This window comes from Sporosarcina sp. P7 (assembly GCF_002743425.1).
In the GTDB taxonomy this organism is placed as follows: Bacteria; Bacillota; Bacilli; order Bacillales_A; family Planococcaceae; genus Sporosarcina.
Genome location: NZ_PDZF01000019.1, coordinates 35096 through 48581 on the forward strand (window position 1 = coordinate 35096; position 13486 = coordinate 48581).

Annotated in this window: 10 protein-coding genes; 1 reads left to right on the forward strand and 9 read right to left on the reverse strand. The window is 44.1% G+C overall.

The features are described 5' to 3' along the window. Nucleotides 1–25: 25 nt before the first annotated feature. The 7 genes from scpA to CSV60_RS14475 all read right to left on the reverse strand — a co-directional run bounded on the left by scpA (nt 26) and on the right by CSV60_RS14475 (nt 10311). Nucleotides 26–2182: a methylmalonyl-CoA mutase gene (gene scpA / locus CSV60_RS14445; protein ID WP_099637471.1), complete on the reverse strand. Its 2157-nt coding sequence runs from the start codon at nt 2180–2182 to the stop codon at nt 26–28. Further along, nucleotides 2175–3848, reverse strand: coding sequence for a methylmalonyl-CoA mutase family protein (locus CSV60_RS14450; protein ID WP_158233190.1), 1674 nt, complete (start codon nt 3846–3848; stop codon nt 2175–2177). The genes scpA and CSV60_RS14450 overlap by 8 nt, the downstream gene beginning before the upstream one ends. Before the next feature lie 504 nt (nt 3849–4352). Next, nucleotides 4353–5669 (reverse strand): dihydrolipoamide acetyltransferase family protein, encoded by a 1317-nt coding sequence (locus CSV60_RS14455; RefSeq protein ID WP_099637473.1) that lies wholly within the window; start codon nt 5667–5669, stop codon nt 4353–4355. Between the two features lie 18 nt (nt 5670–5687). Continuing rightward, nucleotides 5688–6671 carry an alpha-ketoacid dehydrogenase subunit beta gene (locus CSV60_RS14460; RefSeq protein WP_099630053.1) on the reverse strand — a complete coding sequence of 328 codons (984 nt, stop codon included), beginning with the start codon at nt 6669–6671 and terminating at the stop codon, nt 5688–5690. Continuing rightward, nucleotides 6671–7675 (reverse strand): thiamine pyrophosphate-dependent dehydrogenase E1 component subunit alpha, encoded by a 1005-nt coding sequence (locus CSV60_RS14465; protein WP_099630054.1) that lies wholly within the window; start codon nt 7673–7675, stop codon nt 6671–6673. The genes CSV60_RS14460 and CSV60_RS14465 overlap by 1 nt, the downstream gene beginning before the upstream one ends. 13 nt (nt 7676–7688) lie before the next feature. Beyond that, the gene (lpdA, locus tag CSV60_RS14470; RefSeq protein ID WP_099637474.1) at nt 7689–9116 is read right to left on the reverse strand and encodes a dihydrolipoyl dehydrogenase; all 1428 of its coding nucleotides are present in this window, start codon (nt 9114–9116) and stop codon (nt 7689–7691) included. Nucleotides 9117–9216: 100 nt separating this feature from the next. Further along, nucleotides 9217–10311 (reverse strand): Leu/Phe/Val dehydrogenase, encoded by a 1095-nt coding sequence (locus CSV60_RS14475; RefSeq protein WP_099637475.1) that lies wholly within the window; start codon nt 10309–10311, stop codon nt 9217–9219. A 211-nt stretch (nt 10312–10522) separates the two neighbouring features. On the opposite strand from CSV60_RS14475, the gene CSV60_RS14480 reads away from it, so the two are divergent. Further along, entirely contained in the window at nt 10523–10765 is a 243-nt protein-coding gene (locus CSV60_RS14480) for a DUF2627 domain-containing protein (RefSeq protein WP_085426118.1), read from the forward strand. 15 nt (nt 10766–10780) lie between these two features. On the opposite strand, the gene CSV60_RS14485 is transcribed toward CSV60_RS14480, so the two are convergent. Both CSV60_RS14485 and CSV60_RS14490 read right to left on the reverse strand, forming a co-directional pair. Beyond that, on the reverse strand, nt 10781–11500 hold the full coding sequence (locus CSV60_RS14485; protein ID WP_099637476.1) for a glycerophosphodiester phosphodiesterase: 720 nt from the start codon (nt 11498–11500) through the stop codon (nt 10781–10783). Next, complete coding sequence (locus tag CSV60_RS14490) at nt 11493–13046, reverse strand: flagellar assembly protein A (RefSeq protein WP_099637477.1); 1554 nt, start codon at nt 13044–13046, stop codon at nt 11493–11495. The genes CSV60_RS14485 and CSV60_RS14490 overlap by 8 nt, the downstream gene beginning before the upstream one ends. Nucleotides 13047–13486 lie beyond the last annotated feature (440 nt).

Below are 13486 nucleotides of genomic sequence, written 5' to 3' on the forward strand. Positions count from 1 at the left end.
TCATCTCGTCCGTTTTGTTTTTCTGTCAACCCGTCACTTCCTCATAGCCGAGCTGTCGGTAAATTTCCTCAATGACTTTTTGAGCCGCCACTGGAATGACTGTACCCGGACCAAAGATTGCAGCTGCACCATTCTTGCGCAAGAAATCGTAATCCTGTGCAGGAATCACGCCACCTACAACGACTAAAATATCTTCACGATTGATTTTCTTTAACTCTTCACGCAATGTGGGCACCAATGTTTTATGACCTGCCGCCAGTGAACTTACCCCGATGACGTGCACATCATTTTCCGCCGCCTGCAAAGCTGTCTCTTCAGGTGTCTGGAATAAAGGACCGATATCCACGTCGAAGCCCAAATCAGCGAATGAAGATGCGATGACTTTCGCTCCACGGTCATGTCCGTCCTGACCCATCTTCGCAACTAAAATACGTGGACGACGCCCTTCATTTTCCAAGAACTCATCTGTCATATCTTTCACTTCTTGAATCTCTTCTTCATTTGAGAAGTTTGAGCTATATACACCACTCACTGAACGGATCACCGCCTTATGTCTACCGGATACCGATTCAATCGCATCCGAAATCTCACCGATTGTTGCGCGCGCTCTTGCGGCGTCAACTGCCAAGGCAAGCAAGTTCCCTTCGCCACTCTTAGCCGCTTCCGTGATTGCTGTAAGAGTAGCTTGAACTACATTCTCATCACGCTTGTCTTTCATATCGTGGATGCGGTCAATTTGCTTCTGACGTACCATCGTATTGTCGATATCCAGAATATCTATCGCATCTTCGGTATCCAAACGATACTTATTGACGCCGACAATCGTTTCCGCTTTCGAATCGATTTTCGCCTGGCGCTTAGCCGCTGCTTCTTCAATTTTCATTTTCGGCAAGCCTGTTTCAATCGCTTCTGCCATGCCACCAAGTGATTCGATTTCACCAATTAATTCCCATGCTTTCTCCATTAACTCTTCTGTTAATTTTTCTACATAGTATGAACCGCCCCAAGGATCAATCACTTTCGTCATCATCGTCTCTTCTTGTAAGAACAATTGTGTATTCCGTGCAATACGAGCCGAGAAATCTGTCGGTAACGCGATCGCTTCATCCAATGCGTTGGTGTGTAGTGACTGCGTGTGACCCATGGATGAAGCGTTTGCTTCAACCAATGTACGTGTTACGTTGTTAAATGGATCTTGCTCCGTCAAACTCCAGCCTGACGTTTGGGAGTGCGTACGTAATGCGAGTGTCTTTGGGTTCTTCGGTTCAAACGACTGCATCATCTGCGCCCAGATCTTCCGTGCCGCCCTCATTTTCGCTATTTCCATATAGTAGTTCATACCGATCGCCCAGAAGAAGGACAACCGAGGTGCGAACGAATCGATATCGATACCCGCCTTCAAACCTGTACGAACATATTCCAAACCATCAGCAAGTGTATACGCAAGCTCGATATCCGCAGTCGCGCCCGCTTCTTGCATGTGATAACCCGAGATGGAAATCGAGTTGAATTTCGGCATATTTTCAGACGTGTACGAGAAAATATCCGCAATGATTCGCATCGACATCGCCGGTGGGAAGATATACGTGTTCCGCACCATATACTCTTTCAAAATATCATTTTGAATCGTACCAGAAAGTTTCTCAGGACGTACACCGGACTCTTCAGCCGCTACGATATAAAATGCCATAATCGGCAATACCGCACCATTCATTGTCATCGATACCGACATTTGATCGAGAGGAATACCCGCGAATAAAATCTTCATATCTTCAATGGAGTCGATGGCAACCCCCGCTTTCCCTACGTCACCTGTTACACGCGGATGATCGGAGTCGTAACCGCGGTGAGTCGCAAGGTCGAACGCTACTGAAAGTCCTTTTTGCCCCATCGCCAAGTTCCGTCGGTAAAATGCGTTACTCTCTTCCGCTGTAGAAAATCCAGCATACTGACGAACTGTCCAAGGACGCGCTACGTACATCGTCGGATACGGTCCACGCGTGTTCGGCGCGATGCCTGGGAAGCCTTTCAAATGCTCCGTGTTTTCAATATCTTTTGCTGTATAGATGGGCGCTACATCGATTCCTTCATTCGTTAAAAAATTCTCTTTTGACGATGTTTGCTGTGAGAGTTCATTGAGTGATTGCTCTATATTCACTTTACGGAAATCGGGTTTACTCAACGGAACGGCCTCCTTTAGTTTGCATAATAATAGTATTCAGCTTGTCAATCTTATCCTGTCCTGCGAAAATGAAACCATTCAATCCATTGGCAAGCCACTGATCTGCAGTTTCTGATGGATATTTACCCGCTGTATCGATTGGACAATTTCCTTTATAGGAAGCCAAGAAGTTTGTTACGACTTCTTCAGTATCCGCAGCCGATGCACAAATTACTGCATAATCCGGCTGTTGTTCCTCGATCCAACTGAGCGCTTGATCGTTTGACTCGAAAGAAGGGCTCCATATCGCTTCGATACCGCCAACTGCCAAGAATCCACTGACGAAATCCGCACGAGGTTTATAATCTTTCAATGCACCAAAGTTAAGCAATACCGTTTTCGGCAACTCTTCTTGTTGTTTGGATCGAATATTTTCAAAAGGCTCTGACAAGCGTTTGGATACCGTGACGGTTGATTCATTCGCATAATTCACATCTGTCAATTCCGCGTAGACATTCGTGCCGATCAACGTCTTCTTACCCGTCGCCATTTCTTTCTGACGTTGCGCATATAGTTTGCTCAATTCACCAGACTGCAAAAATGCTTGATAACCGCCATTCTCATCAATCTCTAAGAACTTCTCCCATGATTTACGAATTAATTCTGCCGTCAATGATTCGATGAAGTATGAACCGCCTGCGGGATCTAGAACTTGATCAATATGCGTTTCTTCCTTCAAAATCAATTGAATATTTCGTGCGTAACGATTCGAGCTTGGAGACGTTCCAGTCAATACATCATGCGGTAATACAGTCAGCCAATCCGCTCCGCCTAAAATAGCCGAGAATGCCGCATTGCCGCCACGTAGTAAGTTTACATACGGATCAAGTTTTGAGTATGAACGCAGTGAAGTAATTCCTAGCAAAGGCACTTGCTTCGCGTTTTCCACGCCATATGCTTCATTGAATAATTTCCATAATACACGAAACGCACGGAACTTCGCGATTTCCATGAAGAAGTGTGTATCAGCAGCAAATCGTACATAGAAGTCGTTTGTAAATTCTTCAAACGAAGTGGCTTCTTCCGCCAGTTCGGCTGCGATCGAAAGTGATAGCGCGAGTTCAGTTACCGCGTCAGCCCCTTCATGATGCGCTGTCCATAAATCGGCACCCTTTGTACGGACTCCCGGAAATCCTTCGAGTACTAACGGAACCGCACTGATACAAATTCCTGTAACGTCTTTGCGTTCTGTTTCTTCTATATACGTAAAGGCTTGTAAAATCGGATCATCGCTTTGCACTTCTGTGAATAAAATTGGATAGCGCGTAATCAGTTCAGCTACTTGCTTAATGTCCTCTTCAGCCCACACTAAAGGCTTCAGTCCGTTGTAAGCGATTGCTTCATTGCCCCGTGCCAAAGATTCTTTCATTTGCTCTACGAACTGTTCCCCATTTGTTGCACTAACAGGTTGTGCAACAGTCCAGCCAAATGCAGGCTTTGTGACGCGTGAAATTTCCAATTGATCCAGATCCTCTTTGGTATAAAGAGGTTTGAGTTCAATACTCTCAATTGTTTTTGTGTACAACGAGTCAAAAGGTTTTCCTTTTAGAGATAAAACAGCCGCTTCTTTCCATTCAGTAAAGTTTGGGGCTGTAAATGTAAATGTTTTCATGTTATGTATCGGCATAATGGTGCTCCTTCCCCTTTTTAAAACCATTAATAATTCTAGTGTACCGTAGATTACATTATGAAGGAAGAGTAAAATCAGAAGTTTCCGTCTAGTTTCATTATAAGAATACGAATTTATGACTTTTATACATGAGTGTAGATTTTAGCTTAGTGAACTGGATACGAGGAAAAGGGATAAATAACTGATAGCCCATTCGTTTGCGCTCATTAATTCGTGTACGTGATCATACCTCTTCTGTAACCGCTCTTCACTTCCCAGACGCGCTCATACTCCACACCTATCCGCTCTATCTTCCACTGTTTGCGCTCATAAAGTTTATCTAACCGCTCATAAAGCGAAATTTCCTCACTAGATAGTACAATTGGACTAGTAACAAGCAAGCCAGCCTGAACGCATCCCGAGCCAGTGCTTCAATCCGAAACTATAAACCACTGCACGTACTTATTGCCCATCAAAATCAAAAAAACAACCCCCAAAACCAAGTTTGGAGGTTGCCGAATCTTAATATAACGAAGTCTTATCTTTAGCCATGCCTTCCAACAACTCTTTCACACGTGCGAGGAAACGTCCACAAACGAGTCCGTCTAGCACGCGGTGATCAAGCGATAGACAGAGGTTGACCATGTCGCGTGCAGCCATCATGCCATTGTCCATAATTACTGGGCGCTTGACGATCGACTCCACCTGCAAAATAGCGGCTTGCGGATAATTGATAATTCCCATCGACTGAACCGAACCAAATGAACCAGTATTGTTCACCGTGAACGTACCACCTTGCATCTCTGTCGATTTCAGCTTACCATTTCGCACTTTTACAGCTAACTCATGAATTTCTCGGCCAATACCTTTGATCGTCTTTTCATCTGTTCCTTTGATGACAGGGACATATAACGCATCATCCGTTGCTACCGCAATCGAGATGTTGATGTCTTTTTTCATGACAATCGTATCGCCTGCCCACATCGAGTTCATTTCTGGATATTCCTTCAAAGCTTGTGAAATGGCTTTAATAAAGAAGGCGAAATACGTCAAATTGAATCCTTCTTTTTCTTTGAATTCCTTTTTGACGCTATCACGCAATAGGACAAGTTCCGTTACGTCTACTTCTATCATCATCCAAGCGTGTGGCGCTTCGGTTACAGAACGCACCATGTTGTTCGCGATCGCTCGACGTACACTCGTTACCGGAATTTCGATATCACCGTTTTCGCGTTTCACATGTGACGAGACAGCTTGTTCAGGTGCCGTCTGTTCCGAAGGTGCCACTTGTGGTTTGGATTGTTTTTCAATCACAACGTCCAATGATCCCTTTTGCGACTGGGCTCCGCCACTTTCAATGAATGCTTGAATGTCTTTTCGTGTAATACGTCCTTCGCGTCCCGTGCCACTTACTTGAGACAAGTCAATGCCATGTTCCTGAGACATCTTCAACACAGCAGGAGAAAATCGGCCCGCTGCCTTACCGCCCGTTGCAGTTCGCGTCTTTGCTTTTGGTGCTTCCACTTGCTTGTCAACAGGCTTTGTAGCTGGTGTTTCTACCGTGGGTGCTGACACGTGTACGGGTTCTTCCGCGTCGCCTTCAATTTCAATCAAACAAACCGTTTCGCCCACTTCAATCGTATCGCCTTCTTTTGCGATGATTTCTTTAATTATTCCAGAGAATGAAGACGGAACTTCCGCTGTGACTTTATCGGTTGTCACTTCCGCAAGTGAATCATATTTAGCTACCGTATCCCCGGGAGCGACGAGCCATTTTTCGATAGTTCCTTCGGTTACACTCTCACCCAGTTTCGGCATAGTAATTTTTTCGATGCCCATTTCCTTACGCCTCCTTAGTTAAAATTCCGCTAAATCCCTTGCTGCCTTTTCAATCTTTTCAGGATTCATCATAAAGAACTTTTCCATAGAAGGGGCATAAGGCATGGCAGGTACGTCGGGTCCTGCTAATCGTTTGATTGGCGCATCCAATTCAAATAAACAATTTTCTGCAATGATAGCAGAAACTTCACTCATGATGCTGCCTTCTAGGTTATCTTCTGTCACCAATAGAACTTTTCCTGTTTTCGAAGCAGCTTCAATGATCGCCTCTTTATCTAACGGATAGACCGTACGTAGATCCAAAACATGGACAGAAATATCATCTTCAGCTAATCGTTCCGCAGCTTGCAGTGCGAAATGTACACACAAACCATACGTGATAATCGTGATATCTTCCCCGTCACGCTTCACATCCGCTTTACCGATTGGCAATACATACTCATCGTCTGGAACTTCCCCTTTGATCAACCGATATGCGCGCTTATGCTCAAAGAATAACACGGGATCTTCATCACGCACTGCCGCTTTTAGCAAACCTTTTGCGTCGTAAGGTGTGGATGGGATGACAATTTTCAAGCCAGGAGTCGAAGCAAACATTGATTCAACGGACTGTGAATGATATAAAGCTCCGTGAACGCCACCACCAAAAGGAGCGCGAATGACGACAGGACATGAAAAATCATTATTTGAACGGTAACGGATTTTCGCCGCTTCCGAGACGATTTGATTGACCGCTGGCATAATAAAATCGGCAAACTGCATTTCAGCAATCGGACGCATACCATACATCGCTGCACCAATCGCTACACCCGCAATTGCGGACTCGGCGAGAGGCGTATCGAGAGAACGGTATTCACCGAACTGATCATATAGACCGGTTGTTGCCTTAAACACGCCACCTTTACGGCCGACATCTTCTCCAAGTACGAATACTTGGTCGTCGCGTTCCATTTCTTCTTTCATTGCCAGGTTGATCGCATCTATAAATGAACGAACGGCCATTATGCGTCGCCTCCCTTTTCTTCATAGACGTAGCGCAATGCATGTTCAGGCTTCGCGTATTCCGCCTGTTCCGCATACTCTGTCGCTTCATCGACCTGCAGTTTTACACGTTCTTCTATTTCATCGTACTTTTCTTCCGTCAAGACTTTTACTTCTTTTAGATACTGAATAAATGACAATAACGGATCTTGTTTCCTTTCGTCTTCAAGCTCTTCTGCATCACGGTACTGGCGTTGATCATCATCTGAAGAGTGTGCAGTCAGTCGATAACATACCGCTTCAACTAATGTCGGACCTTCTCCGTTCCTAGCTCGGTCTGCCGCTTTTTTCACCACTTCATACACTGTCAGCGGATCTCTGCCGTCTACAGTGTAGCCGGGCATACCGTAACCGATTGCACGATCGGAGACATTCTCACATGCCATTTGTTTATCAAGAGGTACGGAGATTGCATATTTATTATTTTCCACCATAATCACTGTCGGTAATTTATGCACACCCGCAAAATTCATCCCTTCATGGAAGTCTCCCTGATTGGAAGAACCTTCTCCGAGAGTTACGAACGTAATAAAATCTTCTTTATTCATTTTTGCGGCTAATGCTACGCCGACAGCATGTGGTAATTGTGTCGTAACAGGTGAAGATCCTGTCAAAATACGATTCTTGCGTTGGCCAAAGTGACCTGGCATCTGCCGACCACCGGAGTTCGGGTCATCCGCCTTGGCGAAAGCCGATAACATCAAATCTTTCGGCGTCATACCAAAATGTAAGACCACTCCCATATCACGGTAGTACGGTGCGATCCAGTCCTTTTCGTTATTCAGAGCGAATGAAGCCCCTACCTGTGCCGCCTCCTGTCCTTGACAAGAGATGACGAACGGAATCTTCCCCGCACGGTTTAGTAACCACATTCTCTCATCTAAACGACGTGCCATCAGCATCGTCTCGTACATTTTCAATACATCTTCATCTGTCAAACCCAATTCAATATGCCGATTACTCATTCCACTTCCTCCTTTACATGTGAATGGCTAGCCCTTCAACCGCTAACGCCGCTTCACTGAACGCTTCAGATAATGTCGGGTGAGGATGAATTGCCGAGGATATTTCCCAAGGAATTGCATTCATTACCATCGCCAAGCCCGCCTCAGAAATCAGATCCGTCACGTGCGAACCCACCATATGGACACCGATAATATCATCCGTTTGCTGATCCACAATGACTTTCACGAAGCCATCCGCATGACCGTTAACTAAAGCTTTACCGTTTGCCTTGAATGGGAATTTGCCGATCTTTACGTCAAACCCTCGACCTTTTGCTTGTTGCTCAGTCACGCCAACTGCCGCAGTTTCTGGGTAAGAGTACACACAACGTGGTACTAGATCGTAATCAATCGGATCTAGCTGTTTTCCTATTATATGTTCGATTGCATGCAATCCTTCATGTTCTGCCACATGCGCCAATTGAAGTCCGCCAATTACATCACCGATTGCATAAATATGCTGGTCTTTTGTTTGAAAATGTTGATTCGTTTGAATGGAGCCCTTTTCGACTTGAATATCCGTGTTTTGTAAACCGATATCATCGATAACTGGCGCGCGTCCAACAGACACCAACATCTTCTCGCTCGTAATGGATTGTTCATCATCACCTAGTCTATAAGAAATCGTGACCTCACTGTCGTTCTTTTGTAATGACTCTGTCAACACTTCCGCACCTAATATAAACTTCACACCGCGTTTTTCGAGCGCTTTATGCATAGCCAAAGCCACTTCATGATCTTCAGTTGCCAATATCTGCTCTAGACGATCCATGACTGTCACATCCACGCCGAAATCTACTAGCATAGAAGCCCACTCGATGCCGATCACACCGCCGCCAATAATCGTAATTGAAGATGGAAGCGCATTCATTAATAAAGCTCCGTCGGAAGTCATTACAGACTGTTCATCTACTTCAAGTCCAGGTAATGTTCTAGGTTTGGATCCGGTAGCAATCACGAGATTTTTTAGAATCAATATTTCATTCTCATTCCCATTATCCATTTCCACGGAAATAGTTCCAGGCATTGGAGAAAAAATAGAAGCTCCTAGTATTCTACCCGTCCCACGATAGACATCAATTTTACCTTTTTTCATCAAACCTTCAATGCCTGCATGCAATTGATCCACGATTTTACCTTTACGTTTTTGTACTTGTGAGAAATCCAATGAGACGTCACCTGTATTCACGCCGAATTCATTCGCTTCTTGACGTGTTACGCGGTAGACTTCTGCACTTTTTAGCATCGCTTTACTCGGGATACACCCACTATGCAAACACGTACCGCCAAGTTTGGATTTCTCTACAATTGCTGTCGTCAAACCTAATTGAGCCGCGCGAATGGCTGCTACATATCCACCAGTTCCGCCACCTAATATCACTACGTCATATTCTTTACTCAACGTAAAGGACTCCCTTCGCTTACAGTATTGAACTAAATTTAGACAGACGAGTGTAGCGGTGGACAGCTCCCCTGCCTACCGCTATGACTCATCTGCTAGATTATTTATTTGAAATAATACTTTTTTCGTTGCGCAAAAATGTACTTCTTAATGCGCCAACTCTTGCAATGCGTTCTTCTGCCAAACGGTCTGCAGCCTGGTAGGATGGAATGCCGTCTCGTTTTGAGATAGCGAAAATCTTTAGGATTGTATCGTAAATACCTTCTACTCGCTTTAATGCACGTTCTTTATTGTAACCGATCAATTCGTCCGCTACATTGATGACGCCACCCGAGTTGATCACGTAATCTGGAGCGTAGACGATGCCCATTTCATGCAAGCGATCGCCATGTTCCGGATCCTTCAATTGGTTATTAGCAGAACCCGCAATGACTTTTACTTTCAATTGTGGAATCGTTTCATCGTTAATCACCGCACCAAGAGCACATGGAGCAAAGATGTCCGCTTCTTGTGAGTAAATTGCATCCGTCGCAACAGCTGTTGCCCCGAACGCCTCCACTGCACGCTGGACTGCCGCTTCATTGATATCCGTAACAATCAATTTTGCGCCTTCTTCATGCAAGTATTCGCAAAGTGTGTAGGCAACATTTCCAACACCTTGAACCGCAATGGTTTTACCTGCCAATGAATCATCGCCGAATGCTTCCTTCGCAGCGGCTTTCATTCCTTTATAGATACCGAGCGCAGTAACGGGGGAAGGGTTTCCTGACGTGCCTTCTCCTGAAGAGATACCCGTAACAAAATTTGTTTCTAAATGGATTAAGTCCATATCGTATTCAGTAGTCCCTACGTCTTCCGCTGTAATATAGCGTCCGTTTAGCCCCTCTATGTAACGACCCAATGCACGGAAAAGCTCATCGTTCTTATCCGTTTTCGGATCTCCGATTATAACCGTTTTTCCGCCACCAAGATTCAGTCCGGCTGCGGCGTTCTTATATGTCATCCCTTTAGCCAATCTCAATGCATCTTCAATCGCATGTTCTTCGCTAGCATACGTCCACATGCGGGCGCCACCAAGTGCCGGTCCAAGTGTCGTATCATGAATTGCGATAACCGCTTTCAATCCCGATGTCTTGTCATAACAAAGCACCAGTTGCTCATAGTCGTGATCTTCCATGTACGTAAACAATTCCATAAGTATCCCTCCAGGCTAGTAAAAAATATAAAGATTCGTGCGTCTAGTTCTGATTCTAAATTTCCCACGGCAAAAATGCAAATTTGACACATTTTGGATATTACTTCCGCAGCAGGTTTTGTAAACAATCTACCTATATCGTACATGATGGCAGAGTCCTTGACAATCCATGACCACACGGTAAAATTAAATTGGTAAGGGGTTGAAGGATATGGTACGTCTTGCTGCGTTTATAGTACTGTTGATTCCAGGGATTGCAGCGGCTCTAGGAATAAAATTAATGCGTGATTCATTGTTCGGGCATCTTTTTTCGCCATTCCCATTCATTTGGATGCAATTTTTAGGCGGTTTTATACTATTTGCCGCAGGTCTTGGTTTCTTTGCAGGCTTTTTGTTACGCCGAGACCGCAGATCTGGACGGGCAGCTGACAGATTTAAAAAAGACTTGAAATAAAAGGGCCAAGGTACACTACCTTGATCCTTTTATTTTTTTGCGCACACGCTTCGGATAATCCGTAATCCAACCTGTCACTTCGGGGGTATTGGATAAAAAGGATTCTGCACCCGTTACGCCGTACATTCGTAATATCTTCCCACTTTCGAGCAGCTGACTCTTAAACGGATCTTTCCATAATCGCTTATGGAAATGAAAGGCATCGACTCCATATAAATCTAGATTTTGCCAATCGACCGATTTTTTTCTAAGCAATAAAGCGGTTTCCATGTTGGAGTCTAACTCTTTTACTATACGCATCGTTTCATAATCAAATGAAGAGAGATGGACGGTAGACAACGGTTCCACATAATGCAAAATTTGCTCGAGTGCAACAACTTGCCCATATACCGTTTCCTTTATTTCGATATTCAGCGCCAAATTATGTTCAGAACAGAAAGAAACTACATCAAATAAGATAGGTATGGGGTGACCGAACATTCGTCTGTAACTGCCCTTACCTATTTTAATGTGCTGCAGTTCCTGTGCTGTCAATTGATCAATGCGCTGATCAATTCCGGCGAGACGTAATAATTCATTGTCGTGAATTACAACTAATTGACCGTCGCTCGTTTGCTGCACATCCAATTCGATTCCATCTGCACCTTTTTGTACAGCCCCTAAAAAAGCGCGCATCGTATTTTCAAAATAATGTCCGGATGCGCCACGGTGAGCAAATATTTTACTATCAGACATTTAATGCTCCTTCGCTCGTTAGTTCGAAAACACCTTTCGTCACGCGACTCAACATACTCGTTTTATCGCCTATTACAATATGGACGCCAGGATGTGCTTCACGCGTAATTTCAATTTTAGGCTTGCTAGCCACTTGCACAAGTTGCAATTTATTTTTTATTGTCTGATCAAGTGATACAATGTCTTGCCGTTTAACTTGCAATGTCTTTTCTAGCATATCTAACTGTCCATCCGGGAGACTCGCTTTGACGCTCGTCATCTTATCCAGTGTCTGCTCAATTTTCTTCAGTTTCGTATGCTCCGCTTTGAGCTTTTCCGCCAATCGCTGAATTTCTTCTAGCTCCATTTCTTTATTGACACCTTTGACGATCAGTTTCGTTAAACGTTCATGGCTATTGCCAACCGTTGCACATTCAATAGAAAACATCGCTTCTGCAACGCCACCGATCACCCGACCTTTATGTTTATCAATACAAATATGATCACCGTATAACTCAGATCCAAGTGAATAGAGACCGATGTTGACTCGTTCCCCGTAAATTTTGCAGTTATTCGCATGTTTTACATAAACATTTTTCTTCGCCTTAATAACGGTTTCTCCTCCACCAAACACGCCGCCTTTAATATAGACATCGCCTTCTTCAGAGTAGATTTCCTTAGCGTTTGTTACACCTTCTTTTCCTTCGATAGAAATATCCCCAGTAGCATTGACCGAGAAGCCCGCCAAAACCGTTCCCATTACACGCACTGAACCATCAAACGTAATCGATCCCGTTTTCGTCCCCACGTCATCCGGAATGATCAATTGCTTACCGACACTAATTGCTCCGTTCAGTTCTTCGAGTGCTCCGCCATGCAAAGCGCGTAAGACGATTTTGCCATCTTCCTCAAACTCCCCGACGGATTTTCGATCATAGACCAGTTTTATATCCTCGCCTTTTTTAGCCGCTATCGGTTCACCAAAGACGTTATAGCCTTCAAATCCATCTTTAGCGGGCGTCTTTTCACCCAACCATTCATCTTTCACAATCGGCGTCACGAAATTCAACTCATAGTGATCGACAGAGCCATCATCGCGAAGAATAGGTTTACGATCTGGCATCGCAATATACTCGACCTGTGCATCTTCCCCTTTAATAGGTTCTTTACCTACCGCAATAATCATTGGATTGCTCGGAAGATACGCCAGGCTGAATAGACTTTCTTTATCATAGCGTACTTCTCTCTGATCGAGTATTTCTTCCGCCTGCTTCAGGAACTGCTCTTTATTTGCAAGAAATTCTTCATTCGTTGCATGAATATACAATTCTACTTTCATTTTACTAGGTGATATATATACTTCGCAAGGTGCGGAATACGACCCAATTTCATGCTGACCTTCCGTTTGAAGTGCTTTCATCAGCTCTTTGAATGAATTCAGTTTCAATCTAGGAATTTTAGAAGCCAGTGCGTCAAATGATTTAAGTGGATATCCAGCTTTCTTCGTATTCATGATTACTTTATTATTTTCTTCCAGAAGTTCAAAATGTTCATTTTCAACTAACAACGAAATCCCTCCCTCTTTATTTAGTAGTATAGAAGATTGCCACACACTACAGGTAGCTCTTTTTGCGAGTACCCCACGTAAATAAGCATTTTCTCACAGCATCATTCGGTTTTTTTACCCTAGGAATCAATTATAGACTTTATACCCACGATACGATGGTTGCAGAGCTCATGCATACACCACTTCTTGAATTATAATGTTTTGGAATTAAACCCCATTTTAATTCATGTGCAGAATAGTGAAGTATTGAGCGGCCAAACAAACTTTATGAGCGCTTTGAGCTGAGTATAGAGCGGACGCAAATGATGACTTACCCCCTGTCAAGTAGACACTCGATAAAACGCACATGAAGAAGTACTCTACAATCCGTATGTAATCTCTTATCTATCATGCAACCTGATTGTTTCTGTACGCAATAGGCGTTCCAGATAGTTTCCTTT